General features: G+C 48.6%; 21 protein-coding genes. 1 reads left to right on the top strand and 20 read right to left on the bottom strand.

The genetic code is table 11. The features are described from left to right. Window positions 1-74: 74 nt before the first annotated feature. From H9Q79_RS11220 to H9Q79_RS11255, 8 genes are all read right to left on the bottom strand, one after another. On the bottom strand, window positions 75-2,177 hold the full coding sequence (locus H9Q79_RS11220) for a glycoside hydrolase family 13 protein (RefSeq protein WP_249328310.1): 2,103 nt from the start codon (window positions 2,175-2,177) through the stop codon (window positions 75-77). A 255-nt stretch (window positions 2,178-2,432) separates the two neighbouring features. Then, window positions 2,433-3,395 (bottom strand): ABC transporter permease, encoded by a 963-nt coding sequence (locus tag H9Q79_RS11225; RefSeq protein WP_118642910.1) that lies wholly within the window; start codon window positions 3,393-3,395, stop codon window positions 2,433-2,435. Between the two features lie 2 nt (window positions 3,396-3,397). After that, window positions 3,398-4,876: a sugar ABC transporter ATP-binding protein gene (locus H9Q79_RS11230; RefSeq protein WP_249328311.1), complete on the bottom strand. Its 1,479-nt coding sequence runs from the start codon at window positions 4,874-4,876 to the stop codon at window positions 3,398-3,400. A gap of 95 nt (window positions 4,877-4,971) precedes the next feature. Continuing rightward, entirely contained in the window at window positions 4,972-6,120 is a 1,149-nt protein-coding gene (locus H9Q79_RS11235; protein ID WP_249328312.1) for a substrate-binding domain-containing protein, read from the bottom strand. 53 nt (window positions 6,121-6,173) lie between these two features. Next, complete coding sequence (locus H9Q79_RS11240; protein WP_249328313.1) at window positions 6,174-6,938, bottom strand: SDR family oxidoreductase; 765 nt, start codon at window positions 6,936-6,938, stop codon at window positions 6,174-6,176. A 64-nt stretch (window positions 6,939-7,002) separates the two neighbouring features. Continuing rightward, window positions 7,003-8,313, bottom strand: coding sequence for a hypothetical protein (locus tag H9Q79_RS11245; protein ID WP_118642904.1), 1,311 nt, complete (start codon window positions 8,311-8,313; stop codon window positions 7,003-7,005). A gap of 22 nt (window positions 8,314-8,335) precedes the next feature. Next, window positions 8,336-9,454: a uroporphyrinogen decarboxylase family protein gene (locus H9Q79_RS11250; RefSeq protein ID WP_118642902.1), complete on the bottom strand. Its 1,119-nt coding sequence runs from the start codon at window positions 9,452-9,454 to the stop codon at window positions 8,336-8,338. Between the two features lie 40 nt (window positions 9,455-9,494). Next, complete coding sequence (locus H9Q79_RS11255) at window positions 9,495-11,000, bottom strand: xylulokinase (protein ID WP_249328314.1); 1,506 nt, start codon at window positions 10,998-11,000, stop codon at window positions 9,495-9,497. A gap of 386 nt (window positions 11,001-11,386) precedes the next feature. Here H9Q79_RS11255 and H9Q79_RS11260 point away from each other — a divergent pair, with 386 nt between their 5' ends. Beyond that, window positions 11,387-12,187 (top strand): DeoR/GlpR family DNA-binding transcription regulator, encoded by an 801-nt coding sequence (locus H9Q79_RS11260; protein WP_118642898.1) that lies wholly within the window; start codon window positions 11,387-11,389, stop codon window positions 12,185-12,187. A 206-nt stretch (window positions 12,188-12,393) separates the two neighbouring features. Here H9Q79_RS11260 and ftsH read toward each other — a convergent pair whose 3' ends face one another. From ftsH to H9Q79_RS11315, 12 genes are all read right to left on the bottom strand, one after another. After that, on the bottom strand, window positions 12,394-14,229 hold the full coding sequence (gene ftsH / locus H9Q79_RS11265; RefSeq protein WP_249328315.1) for an ATP-dependent zinc metalloprotease FtsH: 1,836 nt from the start codon (window positions 14,227-14,229) through the stop codon (window positions 12,394-12,396). A gap of 24 nt (window positions 14,230-14,253) precedes the next feature. Next, window positions 14,254-14,781 carry a hypoxanthine phosphoribosyltransferase gene (gene hpt, locus H9Q79_RS11270; RefSeq protein WP_118642896.1) on the bottom strand — a complete coding sequence of 176 codons (528 nt, stop codon included), beginning with the start codon at window positions 14,779-14,781 and terminating at the stop codon, window positions 14,254-14,256. Then, window positions 14,774-16,177, bottom strand: a complete 1,404-nt coding sequence (gene tilS / locus H9Q79_RS11275; protein ID WP_249328316.1) for a tRNA lysidine(34) synthetase TilS — start codon at window positions 16,175-16,177, stop codon at window positions 14,774-14,776. Before tilS ends, hpt begins: the two co-directional genes overlap by 8 nt. 24 nt (window positions 16,178-16,201) lie before the next feature. Further along, window positions 16,202-17,689, bottom strand: coding sequence for a SpoIIE family protein phosphatase (locus tag H9Q79_RS11280; protein ID WP_249328317.1), 1,488 nt, complete (start codon window positions 17,687-17,689; stop codon window positions 16,202-16,204). Between the two features lie 164 nt (window positions 17,690-17,853). Beyond that, window positions 17,854-18,174, bottom strand: a complete 321-nt coding sequence (locus H9Q79_RS11285; protein ID WP_249328318.1) for an FtsB family cell division protein — start codon at window positions 18,172-18,174, stop codon at window positions 17,854-17,856. Continuing rightward, window positions 18,119-18,661, bottom strand: a complete 543-nt coding sequence (gene yabQ / locus H9Q79_RS18645; protein ID WP_408646423.1) for a spore cortex biosynthesis protein YabQ — start codon at window positions 18,659-18,661, stop codon at window positions 18,119-18,121. The genes H9Q79_RS11285 and yabQ overlap by 56 nt, the downstream gene beginning before the upstream one ends. Before the next feature lie 5 nt (window positions 18,662-18,666). Beyond that, window positions 18,667-18,951: a sporulation protein YabP gene (gene yabP / locus H9Q79_RS11290; protein ID WP_408646424.1), complete on the bottom strand. Its 285-nt coding sequence runs from the start codon at window positions 18,949-18,951 to the stop codon at window positions 18,667-18,669. 51 nt (window positions 18,952-19,002) lie between these two features. Next, window positions 19,003-19,242, bottom strand: coding sequence for an RNA-binding S4 domain-containing protein (locus tag H9Q79_RS11295; RefSeq protein WP_118642886.1), 240 nt, complete (start codon window positions 19,240-19,242; stop codon window positions 19,003-19,005). A gap of 3 nt (window positions 19,243-19,245) precedes the next feature. Then, window positions 19,246-19,518: a non-specific DNA-binding protein Hbs gene (locus H9Q79_RS11300; protein WP_118642884.1), complete on the bottom strand. Its 273-nt coding sequence runs from the start codon at window positions 19,516-19,518 to the stop codon at window positions 19,246-19,248. A gap of 141 nt (window positions 19,519-19,659) precedes the next feature. Further along, a complete protein-coding gene (gene mazG, locus H9Q79_RS11305; protein WP_118642882.1) occupies window positions 19,660-20,361 on the bottom strand; it encodes a nucleoside triphosphate pyrophosphohydrolase in 702 nt (233 codons plus the stop codon). Between the two features lie 3 nt (window positions 20,362-20,364). Further along, window positions 20,365-22,098, bottom strand: coding sequence for a phospho-sugar mutase (locus H9Q79_RS11310; RefSeq protein ID WP_249328319.1), 1,734 nt, complete (start codon window positions 22,096-22,098; stop codon window positions 20,365-20,367). Window positions 22,099-22,328: 230 nt separating this feature from the next. Next, window positions 22,329-23,300: a CotS family spore coat protein gene (locus tag H9Q79_RS11315; RefSeq protein ID WP_118642880.1), complete on the bottom strand. Its 972-nt coding sequence runs from the start codon at window positions 23,298-23,300 to the stop codon at window positions 22,329-22,331. Window position 23,301: the final 1 nt, after the last annotated feature.

Consider the following 23,301-nt stretch of genomic DNA (forward strand, 5'->3'; position numbering starts at 1 on the left):
GCCACAGTCCCAGCTTTCGGGACCTCCTGAGTCCCGCACACCGGGCTGCGTCCAAAAAGAGCCTGCAGTCAATTTTATTCCTGTACTTCCTCCCGGTGGCAGAAGATTGCCGCGCTCTGCGGCGGGAGATTTAGTTTCATAATACCTGCTGCTGCCTGATAATCCGTCTTCTCTGTGGTAAATCCGCTTCTGTCTGTCCGGAACACCTCTGTCATATGTTCACTTTCACTGATCTTGGAAATCCCTGTCTCCCAGACAGGTATCTCCGCGCTAATCCCCTCCTGACGATTATTGACAGCGATTATAATCTGTTCTTCTTCATTAAAACGCCCATAAACCAGCAAATTGTGATTCTGGTGCAGCACCTTGACCGAACCTGTCCGCAGTGCCGGATATCTGTTATGAACCTTTATGATCTCCCTGTAGAACCGCAGCATCTCCTGATCCTCCCGGCCCCAGGGATAGGTGCGCCTGTTATCCGGATCCGTGAACCCACACAGTCCTGCCTCGTCACCATAATACAGCGTCGGCGCCCCTGGCCAGGTCATCTGTATGACGACCGCCTCGCGCATTACCGCTTTATCGATACCGTCTTCCGCCGCCCGGGTTCCGGAGTTCTCCAGACGCCCCACCCGATGGTTCGTCCGTGTAAGAAAACGGGAATGGTCATGATTATCCAGCTCATTCATAGCAGTGAGCAGCGAAGGCATATAAAACGACGGCATATGATACCGCATGGCGTCGCAGAAGCTGTCGCTGTTGCCCAGCAGATCCTGCCGGTAGCTGTCACTGTGTTTTTCCATGCCGGTCAGAAACCAGGATACCGGCTCCATAAACGCATCGTAATTCATCACCGAATCCCACTCGTCCCCCTGCAGCCAACTCCTCGCATCCCCGTAATGCTCCGCCAGAATCAGAGCGTCGGGATTTGCTTCTTTGACGTTTCTCCGGAATTCTTTCCAGAAATGGTGATTAAACTCGGGGGAATGCCCCAGGTCGGCCGCCACGTCCAGGCGCCATCCGTCCACGTTAAATGGCGGCGAGACCCATTTCCGGGCCACCCGCATAATATCTGCCATTAAATCCGGGGAGGCTTCATAATTCAGCTTCGGCAGAGTGTTGTGTCCCCACCAGCCATCATAAAATTCGTTATAAGGCCAGTTGTGCTCGTTCAGGAACTTAAAATAGCTGTGATACGGGCTATCCTGGGACACATAAGCTCCTTTTTCATATCCCGGCTGATTCTCATAGATCCGTTCCCGGTCCATCCACTTATTAAACGACCCGCAGTGATTAAACACTCCGTCCAGAATAATCTTCATACCTCTCCGGTGCACTTCCTCCACCAGATGAATGAACAGCTGGTTGCTGGCCTCCAGATTCCTCTTATCTGTTACTCTGCTGATATACCGTCCGGCCTGGGTATTATCCTGATTGCCAGGCGTCAGCAGCTCGGACTGCTCCGTGACGATCCGCCCCAGATGCGGATCCACATAGTCATAGTCCTGGCAGTCATATTTATGGTTAGACGGCGAAACGAAAATCGGATTCATATAGATGACCTGCACGCCCAGCCCCTGCAGGTAATCCAGCTTATCAATCACCCCCTGCAGATCTCCGCCATAGAAATTCCGCACATCCATATTCTGAGGCGCCCGGTACCAGTCCTCCACCTTCACCACGTGCTCATGGATATAACTGTACTCATCTGTCTCTACATCATTGGAGGTGTCCCCGTTGCAGAACCGGTCCACAAAAATCTGATACATGACCGCACCCTTAGCCCAGTCAGGAGTCGCGAAACCCGGCACAATCCCGAAGGAATATGCTTCCTGCAGGTCACGGCTCACCCCCAGCTTATTATAGTAGCAGGTCAGTTTACCATATTGTATTTCAAAATAATAAAGTATCGTCTCTTCTCCCACCGGTATATCGATGGCATAGTAATCAAATCCGTTTTTTGATTCCCGGAGCTCCATTTTCTCTCTCGTGGCCCCGCTGATATAATATACTGCATCAACATTGTTTCTTTTAGTACGGAACCTGACAGTCACCACATCTCCTGGCTCTGGTTCGCAGGGCGTCTGAAACATCTCTGTCTCGTCACTGTACAGCGCCCGTTTATTAAAAAGCGCCCTCATCTTAAATGTATATTCCTGCGCTCTTTCAAAACCCATCTGAAAACCTCTTTCTATGCTTATATTCGGAATCCCTGAACATTCCGTCCTGTAAATATACCCACAGGGCATGTGTTACGGGATACTCTGAAATATACAGTCTTTATACTATTGTACCCGACAAACTCCAGGTTTACAACCAGGTTCTGGTATTTTTTTCATACTTCAGCGTATCCCCCATTGGGTATGGACTGCACATTTTAAAAGGAGATACGGGCTTCACGCCCATATCTCCTTGAAAATCACTGAGAAGTATCAGATTGTTTTTTCAGATTTCTCCATTGTCAGCTGCAGCAATACAGCCCCAATAATTATAAATCCCTTAATAATATCCTGCGGATAGGACGGCACGGACATCAGATTCATAATATTTCCAATCAGGGCAAGCACCAGCGCACCGACTACAGATTTAACAACGGAGCCTTTGCCCCCGGACAGGCTTGCGCCGCCAATCACACAGGCTGTAATAGCATCCAGTTCCTGCCCGTTGCCAATCGTGGCGCTTCCTGTGACTGTCCGCGCGGCTACAAATACGCCCGCCAGCGCCGCCATCACACCGGACAGTGAATATACCGCCACCAGGTATTTTTTTACACGGATACCGGCCAGCTCAACAGCGGTTTCATTGCTGCCGATCGCTATAACGATCCGTCCGAAAGAAGTATATTTGTTTATAAACGCGAAGATAAAAATCATCAGTATTGTGATCCAGATAATCGGATACCCCAGTTTTCCGCTGACCAGCTGGTCCAGGTTCCCGGCTCCCACAGTGATGGGCATCCCGTTCGTAATAACAAAAGCAATCCCCCGGGCAATCGTCATCATCGCAAGAGAGGCAACAAACCCCTGCATCTTAGCATAGGCGACCAGAACACCTGTAAAGCATCCCATAGCCATTGACAATACCATAGCGGCTAAAATCGCCAGTAAAAAAGGTACGTTCATGTTTTTAATTAAAATTGCCGTAAAAGAAGCCCCAAAAGCCATAACAGAACCTACAGAAAGGTCAATACCGCCTGTCACGACAACAAATAGCATGCCAAGCGCTACCAATATTGGGGCTGCCTGCTGCAGAGCAATGTTTTTCAGATTCATGATTGTCAGAAAGTTGCTTGATAAAACGCAGCAGACAATAAATAGTATTGCAAATATAATATATGTATTATTTTGAATCAAAAATTTCGTAAAACTAAGCCCGCTTTTTTTCTTGTTTTCCATGCTTATATCCCCATCGCATATTTTATCAGATTATTTTCATTAAATTCTTCCTTTGTTAATTCCCCGGTTACCTCTCCCTGGCGCATGATCACCGCACGGTCGCATAAGCCTATAATTTCCTGCATTTCTGAAGAAATAACAATTACCGCAATGCCATTTTCCGCAAGCGCGTTTATGATTTTATAAATCTCCGTCTTCGCCCCCACGTCAACGCCCCGGGTAGGTTCATCAAAAACAACACATTTACAATCGGCAGATATCCATTTTGCCAGCGCGATCTTTTGCTGGTTGCCGCCGCTCAGGCTATTGGCATTGTCTTCCTCCGAATAATACTTCGCCGACACGCTCCCAAGAAGTTTTTTCACATATTCTTTTTCTTTTCTGTGATTAATCATTCCAAAAGAATTTGTCACTTTTTTCATGGAAGCAAGTGTTGTGTTGACCCGGATACTCTGCTCAAGCATTAAGCCCTGCTTTTTTCTGTCCTCCGGAAGCATTCCGAAGCCGTGCCGTATGGCGTCATGGGGGTCCTTAAATGACACGGGTTTTCCAAAATATAAAATCTCCCCTGACTCTTTTTTGTCAACGCCAAAAATAGCCCTCATCGTCTCCGTTCTTCCCGATCCCACCAACCCGCTGAAACCAAGTATCTCTCCGGCACGCACATGAAAGCTTATATTTCTCACCTGCCGTCCTGCGTTTAAATTCTCCACCCGCAAAACCTCTTCTCCTATTTTGCTGTTCCTGGGCGGAAACATCTGTGTAAGCTCACGGCCTACCATCATAGTCACAAGCTTTTCCTTATCTATGCTCTTCGTATCTACCGTATCCACGTAGCATCCGTCTTTTAATACTGTAATCCGGTCACTCAGCCGGAAAATCTCTTCCAGGCGGTGAGAGATATAAATGATACTGATACCCTCCGCCTTCAGTTTATTGATAATACCGAATAATTTTTCTATTTCGCTGAATGTCAGAACTGCTGTCGGCTCGTCCAGGACCAGTATCTTCATATTCCTGGTCAGACATTTACAGATTTCCACTACCTGCTGATAGGCAACACTCAGGCTGCCAACCTTCGCGTTCGGGTCAATCGAGCTAAATCCCAGGCGCACCAGCTGTTCCTTTGTCTTTCTACCCAATTCCTTCCAGTTAATCATGAATTTACCTGCAGCCAGTTTATCTATATAAATATTTTCCGCAACAGTCAGATCCGGCGCCAGCATAAATTCCTGATAGATAACGGTTATTCCCAAATTTTTGGCATCCTTTGGAGACTGTAGCTTTACCTTCTGCCCGTCCAGTATAATTTCGCCCTCATCCATCTGATAGGCACCGGATAAAATCTTCATAAGCGTAGATTTTCCGGCGCCATTTTCACCGATCAGCGCGTGAACCTCACCCTTCTTCACCAGAAGGTTCATATCTGTCAGGGCCTTTACCCCTCCAAAGCGTTTTGTGATGTGTCTCATCTCTAACATATAATTTTCCTGCATATATAATTCCCCTATCCTGCAGCTGCCTGTATGATATGGCGCCCCTCAGACAGGGGGCGCCATATCATAAGCCTGTGGTTTTAATACCCAAATTCGTAACGCTCTTCCACATTCTCTTTAGTTATCGCAATTGCTTCTGTCCGTATTACTTCCGGATAGCTTCTCCAGTCTTTACCGTCAATCAATATTTCTTTTGCGACTTCAATGCCCTTTGCAGAAACCATCCAGGGAGAATTTTCACCTGTTCCGAAGAACTCTCCTGCTTTGATCAGATCCAGTACCTCCATAGGCCCATCAGATGCGCAAACCAGATCCACGCCCTCAATGCCGGCATTTTCAAGTGCCATTTTAGCTCCCAAAAGATTTTCAGAAGCGTCCCCCAGCACACAGGTAAGATCCTTATTCGCTGTGATCAGATCCTCCGAAGCTTCCAGAGCCTGCTGTCTTGTCGCATCGCCCCAGCCCTGTCCCCGGACTGTAAATTTGGCATCCTCATTGGTTGCCTTTCCGGAATTAGCCACTTCATTCTCAAAAGTCTCTGCCAGTTCCCAGGCTTCCTCCTCCGTACACCCGATTCTGGACTCCAGAATTCCACAATACAGACCAGTACGTCTCTCTGTACAGGCCACATTCCCTTTCAGAGAACTGATCATGACTCCAATGATTTCCTGATCCGCCGGCACTGCTTTTCCATAGGCCAGGCCAACCATGCGCCCGTTCTGATAGTTATCCGCATAGATAGTTGTACACTGCTCGCACTCCGCAACACCGCTGTCCAGGTTTACAACCGGAATATCCGCTTCTGCTGCGGCATTAATGCTGGGAACACAGGCGGTGGGATCCACACTGTCCAGGAAAATCAAATCCATACCCTGTGTAATGAAAGTTTCCATGTTCTCCGCTTCTTTTGTAGAATCCATATTGGCATTCAGGGTTGTACACTCCCATCCTTCCGCAGCGGCCAGCTCTTCCACTGCGCCCACCAATGAAACAAAATATGAATTGTCCAGTGTCTTCATGGCAAATCCAATTTTAATATCTGACTTTTCTGCATCTGCTTTCTCCGGCTGGCTGCTTGTACCCGCGCTGGAGCCGGATGAAGCCGCACTCTCACTCTTCGGCTCCGCAGCCGTGCTCCCGGCATTGTCTGACGGCTTATCTCCGCACCCCGCCAGCATAGCGGCGCAGATACACGCACACACCAATAAACTTACTACCCTTTTTTTCATTTCTCTTCCTCCTTAATCTATTATGTTCAGCAACCGCTGTTGAACATCCAATTCTATACAATTGTGAAGCAACCGTCTATGATCATATCCAATCCCGAAGTATAAGTAGACGCATCCGACAGCAGATAGATGACTGCCCCCGCCAGCTCTTCCGGCGTCCCCATCCTTTTAAAGGGTATCGTGCTGATCCAGTATTCCTGCCAGTCTTCCCGAACCGTTCCCGTCATCTCTGTTCTGATATATCCCGGACTGATGGAATTGACGCGGATACCCTTGTCCGCCCATTCAACAGCCAGTGATTTTGTCAAATGCGCAACCCCGGCTTTCGATGAATTATAGGAGGCCTGTCCCTGGGGGATATTCACAATCGTCCCGGACATGGAAGCCGTATTTACGATATTTCCTGTCTTATGATGACTCACCAGGTATTTTCCAAAGGCCTGAGCCATAAAGAAAATGCCGTTCAGATTTACATTTACTACCTTCAGCCAGTCGTCCGGAGTACAGTACAGCGCCTCCTTGTGCAGACAGATACCGGCATTATTAAATAATAGATCCAGAGTCCCCATCTTGTCGGCCGCCGCTTGGATTTCCGACTCTACCGCTTCCGGATCTGTCACGTTGCACACAAACGCCGCTGTCCGGACACCATATTCTTCAGCGATTTCTTCCGCGACCGCCGTAGCGTCAATCAGGTCGAAAATCACCACATCCGCTCCTGCGTCGGCCAGATATCCAGCCACCACTTTGCCAATCCCCTGATTGCCTCCTGTCACGATCGCCACTTTATTTTTCAGGCTGAAAAAATCATGTTTCATTCTGTACATACCCCCGTTTCTTTTGTCTGCCGTGTTACTGTGAATAGTAAATCTGGCGGCCTATTCAACGCCTTGCATAATATTCAGCGCATTCTCTCACAATTTTTGTGGTTTTATCAATGTATTCCGGATGTCCCTCCAGTGTCAGCGGGGCGCCGCACCAGTATACCGCATTGTTATCCTTCATAATTTCCATGTGTTCCATGGTTTTTCTCCGGAATTCCTCTTCATTAAAGCTGCTAACCGGCGTCTGCAGCGGCCGCCATGCCATCACATAATCTTTTAGACGTTCGGCTGCAATCCGGATATCTGACACATAGGGAACTGAAACCACTTCCAGATTCGAGATATTCTCTGTGATATTGTCATAATTAAAATCATTATTCTCACAGCATCCATATGTCACCGCGCCAAATCGTTCTGAAATAGCTTTTTGATATTTTATGGCGAATTCATACCTGGCATCTGCCCCTACCGCCGTAAACTCTTGCTCCTGCATATACCCCCATAAATCCTTTGCTTTCACATTTTGGGGATCAAAATCTTTTCCGGGCAGCCTGTCTGTAATTCCCAGCCCATTTTCTCCGACAGGGCTTGCTTCGCCTCCTGACAATGAATGATAATATCCATTGTTATTCAGAACAAACAGGTGCTCCTTTTCCATCGTATCAATATAATCCAGATAACCCTCCTGCATAAATGAAAGTACCTCATGCAGGAATTCCGGTTCCTCATAGATATCATAAAATACCTGCTCCAATCCCCGAAGCTCACACAGCACATCAATAATGCTAAGCCCCCATCCAAACACTCGGAAATCTGTGGAACCGATAAACGGGCAGCCCTTATGTACCGGCAGAAGCTCTCCAAAAACATCGCTAACCGCCTCGTAGTTCTCATCCGTTTTTTTCCAGTCCAGATATTCCAGTTTTGGTTTTCTAAGCTTCTTAATATCCGCCGTTGTCTCCAGGACAGGATGGTAGACGGCCGTAGTCCGCAGTTCCCCCTCCACTGCCGCTCCATACGGCTTTACAAAATTATCCGCCCAATCGCTGAACCTGTATTCAATCGGCACATACAGGTCAGGATACAGAACGGTATCGCATGCAAAATGCTCTGCCCTGTATATCCGCTTAATAATATCAAATTCAATTTTTCGGAACATAGGATCTTTTACGCGCAAGGTTTTGGAAGGATGGAGTATTTCCAGCCAGGCGTCATCAAACACAAACGAATAAATCAGGGTCCGCCTGCTCTTATGATTATATAAATCAATCCAGTCCTGCTCTCTCTGTCTCCACTTTTCATCCTGTGCCAGATCGCGGAGTTTTTTCGCCAATTCCCGGAGATATTTCTTTTCTTCAATTGTAATCATCTGAATCCTCCCATACCTTTCCTCAATATTGTCCTATTTCCTTCGCATAGGCCGCGAAATTTACTATATTTTCAAGCGGCATATCATCCTGGAAGTTGCTTGTGGGCGCTATGATATAGATACCCTCCCTGCCCAGTGTTGAAATTCTCTCTCTCATTTCCTCCTTAAGCCTTTCCGTATTCCCGATCAGCGCTGTCTGCTCATCAATCCCTCCGTGAAAGATCAGACGGTCTCCATACTCCCTCTGCAGCCGGGCAGTATCCATATCTGCCGCACTCGGCTGCACCGGGTTTAGAATATCTACTCCGGATTCAATCAGTCCATCCAGCAGCCTGTACACAGACCCGCAGGTATGATGGAAAATCTTGGCCTGAGGCGCTTTTGACCGTATAAAATCATTCAGCTTTTTCCTCCTCGGGACGATCATCTCCCAGAACAGCTCCGGCGACATGATCGGTCCCCTCTGGGTACCATAGTCATCGCCGGTTTCCACTACCTGCAGGTATTCTCCACAGGCACTCAGAAGCACGTCATAAAAGCCAATCTGGATTTCCAGGATCTTATCCATTAACCGATTGGCAAAATCCTTGTCAATCAGCATATCCATCAATAAATTCTCCATACCGCGCAATTCCCAGGCCAACTCAAAAAACCCGTGTGAAACCGCCCGTGCCGCAATCGCATAGTCAGTGTAATGATACAGATATTCCGCCCTTTCCCTGAGTCCCCTGTCCCTTCCGGGCGCATAGGGGTCCGGCCAGCTATAGGCATCTATGTCTTCTATATCTGCATCCTTCAGAGGATTGCTGCTGCATTGCCACAGCCCTTGTTTTAAGGTCTTCTGCAGCCCCCATTCCGTAACGATTACATCACCCCCGTCTTTCAGAGGATCATAGCCGTCCGGCGGCAGCAAAAATACATGTTTAAAATCGCTTCCCATTTTTTCCGTCAGCTGATCGTTATACCAGGCTGAGCTTTCATCGGGCCGTACCAATATATCCCCACCCGTAATGCCAAAATATTTTTTTACCCTCTGGAATGTGAGATTAGTCATACCGGATGCTGTAGATCCCAGATCAACCACTACTCTGTCAGGCTTCCTGTGCTCAAGCACACACTGAACCCTCTCTCTCGATGTCATCTTAATATTGTCCTCCTTTATTACATTTGCATGTCTTTCCTCAGATATCCAGCTCTGACAGCTCTCTGAAACGTTCCTTCAACGCCGGATACATCTTCTTGTAAACTTCAAACAGACGCTGATATTTTTCACTCTGTTCCTGATCCGGCGGCAGCTCCTGAAACCTGCAGTAATCTCTGGCTTTATGAAAATCTTCCAGCAGCCCCACGCCATACGCCGCATTCAGCATATTTCCCAGAACGGTGGCTTCTTCAAATTTTGCCACGTAAAGGGGACGCTCCAGAATATTCTCAAATATTTCCATCCATATCCTGCTTCTCGCTATCCCTCCCGCAATCATAAGATTCTTAACTTCCGCCCCCAGCTCCTCCATTAGTTCCATGATCTCCCGGACCGCAAAAGCATTTCCTTCCATGATCGCACGGACAAAATGTGCCTTTGTGTGTACCGGCGCAACTCCCAGGAAAACTCCCCGCATCAGGCCATCCCACTGGGGACATCTCTGTCCAACCGTGGTGGGCAGAAAAAGTAATTTTTCAGCTCCCGGCGGTACAGATTCCGCCATACGGTTCATTGTTTCATAAGCCTCGCCTGTGTCTGTGTGTTCCATAAATGTGTCCCGGAACCACCGGTAGTTACCCCCTCCATAATCCACTCCGGCCATGTTGCACCAGGCTCCCGGGACAATATGGTGATAGACATGCACCGTGCCGTTTTTCAGAGGCTTATCTGTGCATACGCCCAGGGCCGTAACCGTTCCCCCTGTAATGTAAGCGTCACCTTTTTTCGTAATACCGCACCCCAGCCCACAGGCCACAGCATCCATTGTTCCTGCCACAACTGGCGTCCCGCTCTCCAAACCGGTCTGGTCGGCCGCCTCTGCCGTAATCCCGCCGACAATCTCATAGCAATGATAGATATCGGGAAGTTTCTCCAGATCTAAACCGCAGGCATCTATAAGCTCCTTAGACCACCGCCCCTTTTCAATATCTAACAGCTGAGACAGTCCACCTTCTGAAATATTGCTGGAAAATTTACCTGTCATCCGATATACCATATAACCGGATGCATTCAGTATCTTATATGTATCCCGATATAGAGACGGGCAGTTTCTTTTCAGCCATAAAATCTTACAGGCGGCATTGGATTCATCATTCCTGTTGCCATTGATCTGTGTCAGAACCTCCTGCCCCACCTCACGGTCAATCCATTCCTTCTCCTGAATAGCCCTCCTGTCTGTCCAGATCATTGCCGAATATAAAGCCTTTCCTTCGGCAGACACGGGAATGACTGAACTGCTGTGACTGTCAATTCCAATCACGCCTATCTGGCTGGGCCGGACTCCAGTCGTTCCCAACACCTGACGAATGGTTTTAACGCTGCATTTCCACCACTCCTCCGGGCTCTGTTCAACTACATGACCGGCCCCGAAGACAGTCCCGTGTTCCTGTGAAGCCATCCCGGCAATTGTTCCGTCTTTATAAAACAGGGCAGTTTTACAGCTGGACGTTCCAATATCTATGCTGATTATATAGTCTCTATCCATACAGCCTCCTGATATATGCGTGTCACTTTGTTGTTTGTTTCCTTGTGTCATATGTTTATTCAAACATATTCTAAACACTATGTCAACGTTTTTTGTTTGATTATTCTCTATTTTGTATGATTGCCAAAATATAATCCCCAATTTTTGTTTATTTTGCTAAGCCTCACTTTCCAAATTTAAACATTTCAAACAGAATTGTGTTTGATTATAAATGAATCTATTGATTTTTAACAAAATAAACGTTATAATAATCCATATTGAAAATATCAGGCCAGTCTTTTTAAGTATATAAATATTTTGTTTGTTCTACGGTGTTCTTTCTTCTTCAGCAGAAGCAAAATATCTAACTACTGTGAAATATGAATTAAGAAGGGAATTGAAAATGTATGAAGAATTCAAGAGCCGATCAGATTATCTCTTATATGAAAAACAACAAGAATACTGCAAGCGTTAATGAATTATGCGCCGCATTAAATGTATCAGACATGACGATCCGGCGGGATCTGAAAATACTTGAGGATGAAAAACGTGTCCTGCGCCATCACGGCGGGGCCACTCTGGTCCAGGCAGCCCCTTCACAGTTCAATGCCAATTCATTTGACTCCCGGCTTCACGAAAACCAGGAATTAAAGCTTGCCCTGGGAGCCGCTGCCGCCAGCTATTTACGCAGTCTCAGCACACGTCCAAACTGCAATTCCATTTTTATTGCCTCGGGAACTACTATGGTATGCATAGCCACGCAGATGAGTTTTCCTCTGCATAACACCACATTAGTCACCGACAATCTTCACGTATCCCAGATTTTAGCTAACAATCCGGAATATACAGTCATCACAATCGGCGGCCAGGTCATGCTGCCCTCCCTGAACATAGTAGGCTATGTGGCGGAGAATATGATTAAAAGCTACCGCTATGATTACGCTTTCATAGGGGCAGCTTCTATTGATGAAAATGGCATCGTATATAACTATAATATTATTGAGGCCGGGACGTTTTCAGCCGTTCTGGAGTCAACCAGGCATTTAATAGTTGTTGCCGACTCTACAAAATTCAACAAACGGAGCTTTTTCCAGCTCTTTGAGCTTCAAAAAGGTAACACTCTTATTACAGATTCGGGTATTCCCAAAGAGATTTACAAAACATTAACTGAAAAAGGTGTGAAGATTATCATTGCTCCAAATATCTGACTGCCTGGTAAGCTATTTTAACAAAGTAAAAAAGACAGCTTGTCGACGGCTGTCTTTTTTGGAGAAGGTATTTCTTCTTATGGGGTGTAGCAAAAACTATATAATGTATTGGGGGGTTTTTACAGTTATTATAGTAGCACAGGAGTGCAAAAAAGTGTGCACAAATCTCACAAAATTTGAAATATTTTTTTGTGCAGATTGTCATTTCACTCTTCGGGACCTTCGGCTTCCTGCTCAAAAATTGCCTCAAATTCCTGCCGATTTAACTTTTCTTTTGTAATCAGCTGTTTTGCACATTCTTCCAGTACATATCTGTGCTTGGAGATCACGTCTCTGGCCCTGCTGTGGCAGCTCTCCACTATTTCCTTGACTTCCTCGTCAATGGCCGCCGCCACGTTCTCGCTGAAATTCTTGGTATGGCCCCAGTCGCGGCCGATGAACACTTCATCTGAATCGTCGCCGTACGTGACCAGACCCAGCTTGGAAGACATACCGTATTTCGTCACCATCGCCCGGGCGATAGATGTCGCCTGCTTGATATCCTGAGAAGCGCCTGTGGTGATGTCGTCAAAGACCATCTCTTCCGCCACGCGGCCGCCCAGACACACCGTGATATGCTGGAGCATCTTGCCCTTGGTGTTGAACATGTTGTCATTCTCCGGCTGCGGCATCGTATATCCGGCGGCCCCGGGGCCTGTCGGGATGACTGAAATTGTATAGACCGGTTCCATATCCGGCAGTACATGGAACAATATGGCATGTCCCGCCTCGTGATAAGCCGTGATCTTCTTTTCTTTATCGGAAATAATCTTGCTTTTCTTTTCCGTACCCACGCCTACTTTGATAAACGCGTCCTTGATGTCTTCCTGAAGCAGATAGGCTCTGCCTGCCTTGGCCGCATGGATTGCCGCCTCATTCAGAAGGTTCTCCAGCTCTGCCCCAGTGAATCCGGCTGTGGTCTGGGCGATCTGTCTCAGATCCACGTCATCCCCCAGCGGTTTGCCCTTGGCATGTACCCGCAAGATCTCTTCACGACCGCGGACGTCCGGAACACCCACCATCACTCTCCGGTCAAAACGGCCGGGACGAAGGATAGCCGGATCCAGTATATCCACCCGGTTCGTGGCCGCCATGACAATAATCCCTTCGTTGACACCGAAGCCATCCATCTCCACCAGCAGCTGGTTCAGCGTCTGTTCCCTCTCGTCATGTCCGCCGCCCATACCGGTGCCTCTTCTCCTGGCGACTGCATCGATCTCATCGATAAACACAATACAGGGGGCATTCTTTTTCGCGTCTTCGAACAGGTCGCGCACTCTGGACGCACCCACGCCTACGAACATCTCTACAAAGTCTGAACCTGAGATAGAGAAGAAGGGAACTCCTGCTTCTCCCGCCACCGCTTTGGCCAGCAGGGTCTTTCCTGTTCCGGGAGGGCCTACCAGAAGCACTCCTTTCGGAATCCTGGCTCCTACCTTAATATACTTCTGGGGATGCCGCAGAAAATCTACGATTTCCACCAGATCTTCCTTCTCTTCAATCAGTCCCGCCACATCGGAAAACATGACCTTTTTGTCCTGATCTGTGGACATCCTGGCCCTGCTTTTGCCGAAATTCATCATTTTAGCATTGGTGCCGCCGCCTCCGGCGGACCGGTTCATCAACGACATAAAAATAATCACTACAACACTGCACAGCATGACAGGAAGTATCAGCGTCAGGAAAATGCTGTCTTTGGAGACGTTATTCATCGAATAGGCAACATCCCGGTCCTTCAGCTCCTGCGCTGCTTCTTTTACGTCCGGCACGTTCACTTTCCCGCTTTCACCGTCCTGGGTCTCAAAACGGACGACGCCGGTCGGCACCTCTCCGTTCTGGTCGATGACGACCTTTGTAAGCTTCCCGGTCTCCAGAAGAGTCTGGTATTCTGTGTTAGATATGGTTTTGCTTTGACTCATCACATTGGGCAGATATATAAACAAGACGATCAATACAACAATCAGTATCGCATATGTGCCCCATCCTTTTGACTGTTTATTCACTTTATTCTCCTTCTAATGCCTGTTCTATGAGAGCTCCACTACCCCTATGTAGGGCAGGTTCCGGTATTTCTGCGCATAATCGAGGCCATAGCCCACCACAAATTCATCCGGTATCTGAAATCCGCAGTAATCCACCTGCACATTGCCCACAACCCGTCGTTCCGGTTTATCCAGCAGCGTGCACAGACGCAGGCTTTTCGGATGCCGTTTCTTTAAAATTTCTATGAGATAGCCAAGCGTCCTGCCGGAATCTATGATATCCTCAACGATCAGCACATCCTTCCCTTCCAGCGGCTGATCCAGGTCTTTCACGATTCTCACTACCCCGCTGGAGCTGGTACCGCTCCCATAGCTGGATACCGACATGAAATCCATGGTGACCGGCACAGTTATCCGTTTGGCCAGCTCGCACATAAAGAATACGCCGCCCTTCAGAACACAAATCAAATGAATTTCTCTTCCTTCATACTCCTGGCTGATCGCCTCTCCAAGTTCCCTGATCCGGGCTGCAACCCTCTCTTCTTCAATCATCGTCCGGATTCTCTCACTCATGTGTATTTCCTCCTGTTATCTGTATGTGCAATACATGTCTCGTATTATTGTCTATTTTGCAGCTTTCGCTGATGCGGTGTCCGGCCACCCAGAAAATCTCCGGGCCGGAAGCCAGAAGCGGTATGGAATCCCTTTCCTGCCTGGGAATCTTCTGATCGATCATATAATCCTTTAGCTTCTTTCTTCCGCCGTTTTTATCAATCACAAGAAAATCTCCTTGTTTTCTGGTGCGAATGACCAAACTATTTTTTATTTTATCATAGTCCAGCCATTTCGTATACGCCTTTTCCGGGATTTTTTCACCGTTTCTCTCATAAATTCCGCAGACAGCTTCATATTCCCCAAAGCAGAACCGGGCGCTGCTTCCCACAGGCACCAGTCCCTCTGGCAGCGGTACCGGCTCCGGCTTCTTTGGCCCGGCCCCGCCGCCTGCCTTCAGGCAGACTCCACGGTAATCCCTGATCCCCGTAATTCCATAGGGCAGACAGATTCTTTTTCCCGTCTGCATGCTCATCAGCCCCCTGACCATGGACACATGGCTGCGGGTAAGATTTTTTCTGGCGCCTGCCAGCCTCTGCAGGCATTCTAATATCATATAGCCCTGGAGAATTTCAGGTTCTCCGAGAAGGCCCTCCAGAATCATCAGCCGGTTCCCCTGATCCAGAACCAGCTCCTTCATCCGCTTCAGGGCCTCCTCCCGCAGAAAATGTCCGGCCGCTTCCAGATCTCCTGCTGCCTCCGCCATGTGGCGCACTGTCTGCACATTTACGCGCCGTTCCAGATAAGGTATCATCTGATGCCTGATACTGTTCCGCGTATAATCATCCTCCAGATTGGTACTGTCTGTCCTCCAGACGATCCCTCTGTTGTTTAGATCATGCTCTATTTCTTCCCGGCTTATACAGAGCAGGGGCCGGATAATCGCTCCGTTTACAGGACGGATCGCCGCCATCCCCGGCAGGGAGGTGCCCCTGGCAAGATGGAAGAGCAAAGTCTCCGCCATGTCGTTCTGGTGGTGGGCCAGGGCGATCTTCGTGGCGCCGCGGCGCTCCAGACATTCCTGATACGCCTGCCGGCGCACCATCCGTCCGGCCTCCTCCAGCCCCATATGATTCTCCGCCGCCAGCTCAGCCACCGGACGGGCATAGACAAAGAGCGGTATTCCCCGCTCTCTGCAAAGTTGTTCCACAAACGCCTGATCCCCGTCGCTCTCCTCCCCGCGGAGGCCATGATTGACATGCACCGCCTGCAGCCGGAGGGACAGTTTCTCCGCCAGCTCCTGGAGAGCCAGCAGCAGGTACACAGAATCAGCGCCGCCGGAAAGGCCTATACAGACCACGTCTCCCGGCGCCGTCATCTGATATTGATTCATATAGTCCAGAATTCTTTTCTTCATTCGCAAACTCCTGAGTTTCAGCTCCTACGCTTTTTTCCACACGCCTGCCACAAGCACCGTCATATCATCCTTCGCACGGTATTCACAGTAGCTCAGCACCCTTTCCAGCACGGCACGTCCAAATTCTCTGGGCGAGGTGCTGTGGATATTCAGCAATATTTCCTTCATGGTCTCTTCCTCCTGCTTCAGCGGCAGCGCGTCCAGAACTCCATCCGTAACCATCACCAGATAGTCTCCATCATACAGCTTTTTGACCGAAGTGTCAAAATCCAGCTGCTGTACCAGGCCCGCCGCCAGACTGGTAGAGCTGATCGTCTCGACCCACTGGTCCCTCCGGATAAAGGTCGTGGCAGCCCCAGCTTTCAGAAAGCTGCAGACGCCGGTATAGAGATCCAACGAGCAGAGATCCACCGTGGAAAACATCCCGTCGCTTCTCTGAAGCACAAGGGCCGAATTAATCATCTTGGCCGCTGTCTCTCTGGAAAATCCTGAAGTGATGAATTCCTCCAGCAGTTCCACAACCGCCTCGCTCTCACGGCTGGCCGCCAGGCCGGAACCCATGCCGTCCGAAAGGCACATCACCAGCTGGCCATCCTCATCGCAGCAGGTGTAGCTGTCCCCCGAAACGGTTTCCTTGTCTTTAGTCACCTTAGCCGCGCTGTACAGCACCCGGTAATTGGTATCCTCTGTAAAGAACACCGTGGTGTAATCACTGTTCAGCACGTTGCGCCCCTCCTTGGCAGCGATCAGCCGGGTATCACAGATCGCGGACAATTGCCTGGCAATCTCCCCTACCGTCACACACTGTCCTCCCCGGACACGCATGGTGACAAAGATCTTCAGGCGGTCCTCCGGCTTTTCCAGCATCCACATTTTTTTCACAACCACATGCTGCTTCTTCAGCGTCTTCCGTGCCTGTTCCTCCAGTTCGTGGGGAACTCCTGTAATACTGTAAATATCCTCTGCGGCCATCTGCATGATATGAGCCACCTCCCCCAGCTGCTCCGCAACTGCCAGCCGGTTCTCAATCAGCCGGTTATTCCACAGAAGATCCTGCCTGGCCCGGACGTACTGGCCCCGGATCTCTTCCAAAAATTTCGCCCCGTTAATACAGTGTTCCACCCAGTCTCCGAACGCCAGGGCGATGTGCTCCTGTTCCCCGTCCTCCAGCGCATTCAGAAGCTCACAGCCCTGCTGGTACGTCAGGTGAAAGCAGAGATTCCAGCAGGATTCTGCTTTCGGACATCTGGAACAGATTCCCTTCTGCATTTTATCAAAGATTTCCTCCACTTCCGGAGCTGTCAGGTGTTCCTTCCGAAAAGGCATGTTATAGAATGAATTCGCCAGTTTCTGAAAGGATGCCGCATATTTTTCCATTTGTTCTTTCTGGGGATGGTGTTCGTATATCTCAGACAGGCCTCTGTCTTTTCTTCCTGATAAGACAGTTTTTGCCATGTCCCGTATCACTAGAACAGCAATGATCCCGAGCATGGCAATAATTACTTCGTGCATCTGATGCTCCCCTCCTGCCCAATCCGGCCCCGGCCGGACATTCTTCCAGTACATCACCCGGAATCCCCGGACATGTGCTAGGGAGTATTATAGACGCTTACACTTAAAAACTTTGTCAAAGATCTTAGAAAAATCCAAAAAACTTTTCAACAAAAATCGTAATATTAGTTTGATTCCTTAAATATGATCTCACCGTCTTTTACAAGACCCAGCTTATCCTTCGCCACCTTCTCCAGATATTCGTCGCTCTGCATATATTCCTGCATCTCACTGATATCCTCAGTCCTCTGATTCTCGTTCTCTATCTGTTGCTCCAGCTCAGAAGTCCGCTGTTGGTTGGATGACAGTTTGGCATTTAATTTCTGCCCCTGCACCAGCAAGGTCACCATGAGTACACATACAACAAAAGTAATTCCTATCATTGTCACTTTATTCTGATGTGCTTTCATTGCTCTGCGGCTGTTTCTGCTTTTTTCTTTTTTCATGCTTTCCTCCGGGGGCGCATTTTCTGCGCCTGGGTTTCTGGGATGGATGAAGGCTGCCTTCTTCCTTTTTTTCGCCCCTAGAATTGTTTACATAAATTTTAAACCGAAACAACTGATTTTTCAACCTTTTTATTATTTTTTTTACTCCTTTTAGCGGTATTCCTAATATTTTTTTACATCCGTTCAACAGCCACGCGCCGCATTTGACAAAAGGAGTGCTGATGCTTGCAGAACATGCAAATACTCCCAGCAGAACTCCGGCAAACAGATATGCCCTCAAAATTCCACTGTTTTCCTGATAAAATTTGCTGAATAAATAGACGGCACAGAAAACCCAGTAAATAATATCCTCCGTGGCCGTCAATATTTTCCCATGCCGGAAAGCCTTGCGGAATATTCGCAGAATATCATAGAGAAGCAGCAGGCTTGCCCCATACCAGAATGACTTGACAAACAGCAGGAGTTCCCTGGTCATATACCCGCTCATAGAGCTTACCCAAAGAGCCGGGACAGAAGCGAGCCCTGCTTTTGCTTCGGTTCCTGCCCGGTATACAGGAGGGCGTCCACCTGCCCTTCCAGGTCCACTTCGCCCTTTTCAAGCTCCAGCCTGCTCACGTGAAGCTCTTTCCCCTTGACTGTCAGCATCCCCTGGCTTGTTTTCAGCAGTATCTCATGCTCATCAAAAGAAAACACATCCACAACCCCCGTGATTGTGCCTTCCTTGCGCTGGGAAAGTGTCAGCCGGTGCAAGCGTTCTTCCATACAAAAGGCCTCCATATAATGGTCTATTCTCCATTATATGGGGGCCTTTTTATACTTATTCCTGGTTTATAAATACCGGTACAGTTCCTGTGCTTCTTCCTTCCTGACGGTCTCCTGCACATTCAGTACCTCTACCCGGACAGATTTCGTGCCGAATAAGATCTCCAGCACATCGCCTGCCTTCACCTGGGCCGATGCCTTAGCCGGCTTGTCATTGATGAGAACTCTGCCTGCATCACACGCCTCATTCGCTACGCTGCGGCGCTTGATCAGCCGGGACACTTTCAGATATTTATCAAGTCTCATAAATTAGTTCATCATATCCTTTAATGCTTTTCCGGCTTTAAACTTCGGAGTCTTAGATGCTTTGATCTTCATGGTCGCTCCGGTCTGGGGATTTCTACCCTCTCTTGCAGCCCTCTCGGATACCTCGAAGGTACCGAATCCTACCAGCTGTACTTTTCCTCCGTTCTTCAGTTCTGCGGAAACAACATCAACGAAAGCTTTCAAAGCTGCTTCGGTATCTTTTTTAGATAACTGGGTCTGCTCAGCCATGGCTGCTACTAATTCTGTTTTGTTCATGAGTAAATCTCCTCCTGTGTTTTCTTCCTAATCATTCTTTAAGCTAAATTAATATCAGACGCCCACTTTTCTCAGGGAGGTGAGCGAATGCTATCATAACTCTACAAATATTTATATACTCAGGATGCCCGTTTGTCAAGGTCATTCCGGTATTTCATACATTTTTAACAACTTCTCCAGGGCCTCTGTCAGCGCCTCTTCTCCATTTATTTCCAGCAGCCTGAGAATATTGCAAACCTGCAGTAAGACCTCGCCGGCTTTCTCCCTGATCTTTTCCGGCTTCTCCTCTGCCAGCATCTGTTCCAGGCTGTCTGACGCCTCCTGGAAGCTGTCCTTCTCATTCTGGAATACCCCATAATACCGGTCCAGCTTCTTCAGGACCTTGGAAGTCCGTATCAGAGACGGAAGGCTGTGTGGGATCGCCGCGATTTCTTCTTCAGGCGTCAAATCGCCCTTTTCTTTTTTCTTCAGTTCCTCCCAGTTCTGGAGCACCTTCTGCGCCGTATCCGCCTCCGCGGTCCCGAATACATGGGGATGGCGGTAAATCATCTTCCGGCTGATTCCGTCCACCACGTCATCCAGGCTGAACAACCCCTCCTCCTCCGCAATCTGGCTGTGAAGGAATACCTGCATCATCACATCCCCCAGCTCCTCACAGAGGTTGTCCGGCTTGCCTGTCTCGTCCAGAATCCGGATGCCGTCCACCACTTCATAGGCTTCTTCAATCATGCAGCTTTTCAACGACGCATGGGTCTGCTCCCGGTCCCAGGGACAGCCCTCCGGAGCGCGCAGCTTCGCTATGATCCTGCGAAAATCTTCATACGTATATTTCTCATCCTTCATGGGTCACATCATTTTCTGAATCATATCCAGCACTTCTCTTCCCATCTTCTCAGATTTCTCATCGGCATCGGCCAGAGAGTTGCCTTTGATTCCATAGTAAAATTTGATCTTCGGTTCTGTGCCTGAAGGGCGGACACAAAGCCATGCATCATCCTCCAGGTCATAATAAAGGACATTAGAACTGGGGAGTCCTGTGGTTCCCGTCTCTCCGGTGACAAAGTTCACTGTCTTGTCCTCTTTGTAATCTCTGGCGGCCGTCACCCGGTAGGAACCGATCTGTTTCGGCGGATCTTTCCTCAGGGTATTCATGATCTCCTGGATCTTGGCCAGGCCTTCGATACCTTTCAGCGTGATGGATTGGATTTCATCCTTGTAATAACCATATTTCTCATACAGCTCCAGCATGGCATCCCAGAGTGTCATATTCTTCGTCTTGTAATATGCGGCGGCCTCGCAGAGCGCCATCGTAGCCACGATCGCATCCTTGTCGCGTGCATGGGTGCCGATCAGGCAGCCGTAGCTTTCTTCAAATCCGAAGAGATACGTTCCCCTGCCGCTGGTCTCAAAATTCAGAATCTGCTGCCCGATATACTTAAATCCGGTCAGCACCTCGATAAATTTCACTCCATAGTATCTGGCGATTGCGCCTGCCATATTCGTCGAAACGATCGTAGAGATCATGGCCCCGTCCTCCGGAAGCCCCATCAGCTCTTTTCTCTGCCCGATTTCATAATCTGCCAGCAGGCAGCCGGACATATTCCCTGTCAGCGTATGGTATTCGCCTGTGCTGGAGTCCTTCACCCGCACACCCAGGCGGTCCGCGTCAGGATCGGTAGCCAGCACCAGATCCGCATCCACTTCCCTCGCCAGCTTCAGGCCCAGTTCAAACGCTTCCTCTGCCTCAGGATTGGGATAGCTCACAGTCGGAAATTCTCCGTCGGGAAGCTCCTGCTCCTTCACGACATATACATTTTCAAAGCCCAGCTCTTTCAGCACACGGCGAGCGGGAATATTGCCGGTTCCATGCAGAGGCGTATAGACGATCTTCAGTTCCTTCGCCATCTCCTGAATAGAATCCATATGTAATACCTGGCTCTTCAGTTCCTCAATATACGCATCATCCACAGCCTGTCCAATCACCTGATACAGCCCCACGTTCCGCGCCTTCTCACGGTCCATCGTTTTCACATCGTTATAATCCGTGACCTTCTGGACCTCATCCATAATTCCCGTATCATGAGGCGGGGTGATCTGCGCTCCGTCCTCCCAATACACCTTATATCCATTATATTCCGGCGGGTTATGGCTGGCCGTGATGTTGATACCCGCAATGCATCCAAGCTTCCTCAGGGCAAAGGACAGCTCCGGCGTCGGCCTTAAAGACTCAAATATATACGCTTTGATGCCATTGGCCGCCAGGCAGAGAGCCGCCTCATCCGCAAATTCCGGAGACATCCGGCGGGAATCATAGGCAATCGCCACACCCTTGTCCTGCCCGTTGACAGCCAGGATATAATTGGCAAGCCCCTGCGTAGTCTTCCGGACAGTATAAATATTCATCCGGTTAGTCCCCGCTCCAATAATCCCCCGAAGCCCGGCCGTTCCGAACTCCAGCTCCTTATAAAATCTCTCCTTTATCTCGTTCTCGTCATCCGCGATGGCACGCAGTTCCTCTTTCGTATCCTCATCAAAATAAGGATTGTTCAGCCAGGATTCATAAATTTCCCTGTAATCCATGTTGGCACCTCCGTTTCGTTTTAGATAACTGATATCTATGCCTATTATATACCAATACACCCCAAAAAGAAATCAAAAAATTTCGGTTTTGATTCCAAATGGTCGGGGAAGGGCGGGCGTTTTGGATACCCGAACGAAAGGCTGGGAGGAGACGGAGCGGAACAGGGACGGCGCCATCTCCTCCCAACCTTTCTGGTGACCTAAAACGCTTCACCCAGGTTCACCGAAAGTCAAAAAGCTTTTTCAAGAAAATATAACCAGTTTTTCCACTGTCTCTGCAGCTGATCCAGCTTTTCCATATTTTTTCCTGAAATCCAGGCTTTATTTGTGCTGCTGTAGAAATTGCATAATTTCCAGAATTTCCATGGATATGCCAGACGGATCCTCAGGTTGTTTAACTCTGCTTTTGACAGCGGTTTGACTTCCTGATAGGTGTCCAGCATTCCCAGTCCCATGCTCAGGTCCCAGTTATGCTTTTCCAGAATTTTTCTCATAAAATGATATAAATCTGCTACCTGTATGTCGTAATTCCATTTATCGAAATTTGTGATGGCTATCTGGTTGCCATTGAACAGCACGTTGTGCTGATTATAGTCTCCATGACAAATACTTCCCAAATTCAGGCTCTCCTTCCGGAGAATCTCATAATCCGAATTTTCCAGCTCCTGAACCACCTGCTCTCCCTGACGGAGAAACAGCTCCGCGCAATTCAAAAGTCTCACTTCAAAACCATTTTTTTTCTGCTTCTTCTGTATAAACTTCCTGGTCTTCCGGATTTCCGCATTGTGGCGGTCACATTCATGGACCAGTGACTCTCTCACATACTCGTTCTGGATTTCCCCCCGCATCACTTTATGTAAAACAGCCAGCTTCCTCACCGCCCGTTCAATATCGCTGATAGAACGGGTATCGCATTCTTTTCCCACGTACCAGTCACGCAGCACATAGGCGTTTTCTTCTTTATCATAGGAGATCAGTTCACCCTCCAGATTTCTCCGGAGACAGTCCAGATAGGGAAATCCTGCCTCTTTTATCCGGCTCATCAGCTCGTATTGCTGTTCCAGCTTCCGTTTTGTCCCACTGTATTCTTTAATGCTGACCCATCCGTCTGAAGTTTCATACAGCAAAACTCCTCTTCCACGGCAGGCTGTCCTCGCTGTAAGCCCATATTGCTCCAACACCCATAAACCACGATCGTACACT

Source organism: Wansuia hejianensis (genome assembly GCF_014337215.1).
GTDB classification, from domain to species: Bacteria; Bacillota; Clostridia; order Lachnospirales; family Lachnospiraceae; genus Scatomonas; species Scatomonas hejianensis.

Bases quoted from the DNA above. Each gene is read 5' to 3' on its own strand.
- H9Q79_RS11220 (WP_249328310.1), bottom strand. From the start codon at position 2,177: ATGGGTTTTGAAAGAGCGCAGGAATATACATTTAAGATGAGGGCGCTT.
- H9Q79_RS11225 (WP_118642910.1), bottom strand. From the start codon at position 3,395: ATGGAAAACAAGAAAAAAAGCGGGCTTAGTTTTACGAAATTTTTGATT.
- H9Q79_RS11230 (WP_249328311.1), bottom strand. From the start codon at position 4,876: ATGTTAGAGATGAGACACATCACAAAACGCTTTGGAGGGGTAAAGGCC.
- H9Q79_RS11235 (WP_249328312.1), bottom strand. From the start codon at position 6,120: ATGAAAAAAAGGGTAGTAAGTTTATTGGTGTGTGCGTGTATCTGCGCC.
- H9Q79_RS11240 (WP_249328313.1), bottom strand. From the start codon at position 6,938: ATGAAACATGATTTTTTCAGCCTGAAAAATAAAGTGGCGATCGTGACA.
- H9Q79_RS11245 (WP_118642904.1), bottom strand. From the start codon at position 8,313: ATGATTACAATTGAAGAAAAGAAATATCTCCGGGAATTGGCGAAAAAA.
- H9Q79_RS11250 (WP_118642902.1), bottom strand. From the start codon at position 9,454: ATGACATCGAGAGAGAGGGTTCAGTGTGTGCTTGAGCACAGGAAGCCT.
- H9Q79_RS11255 (WP_249328314.1), bottom strand. From the start codon at position 11,000: ATGGATAGAGACTATATAATCAGCATAGATATTGGAACGTCCAGCTGT.
- H9Q79_RS11260 (WP_118642898.1), top strand. From the start codon at position 11,387: ATGAAGAATTCAAGAGCCGATCAGATTATCTCTTATATGAAAAACAAC.
- hpt (WP_118642896.1), bottom strand. From the start codon at position 14,781: ATGAGTGAGAGAATCCGGACGATGATTGAAGAAGAGAGGGTTGCAGCC.
- tilS (WP_249328316.1), bottom strand. From the start codon at position 16,177: ATGAAGAAAAGAATTCTGGACTATATGAATCAATATCAGATGACGGCG.
- H9Q79_RS11280 (WP_249328317.1), bottom strand. From the start codon at position 17,689: ATGCACGAAGTAATTATTGCCATGCTCGGGATCATTGCTGTTCTAGTG.
- H9Q79_RS11285 (WP_249328318.1), bottom strand. From the start codon at position 18,174: ATGAAAAAAGAAAAAAGCAGAAACAGCCGCAGAGCAATGAAAGCACAT.
- yabQ (WP_408646423.1), bottom strand. From the start codon at position 18,661: ATGAGCGGGTATATGACCAGGGAACTCCTGCTGTTTGTCAAGTCATTC.
- yabP (WP_408646424.1), bottom strand. From the start codon at position 18,951: ATGGAGGCCTTTTGTATGGAAGAACGCTTGCACCGGCTGACACTTTCC.
- H9Q79_RS11295 (WP_118642886.1), bottom strand. From the start codon at position 19,242: ATGAGACTTGATAAATATCTGAAAGTGTCCCGGCTGATCAAGCGCCGC.
- H9Q79_RS11300 (WP_118642884.1), bottom strand. From the start codon at position 19,518: ATGAACAAAACAGAATTAGTAGCAGCCATGGCTGAGCAGACCCAGTTA.
- mazG (WP_118642882.1), bottom strand. From the start codon at position 20,361: ATGAAGGATGAGAAATATACGTATGAAGATTTTCGCAGGATCATAGCG.
- H9Q79_RS11310 (WP_249328319.1), bottom strand. From the start codon at position 22,098: ATGGATTACAGGGAAATTTATGAATCCTGGCTGAACAATCCTTATTTT.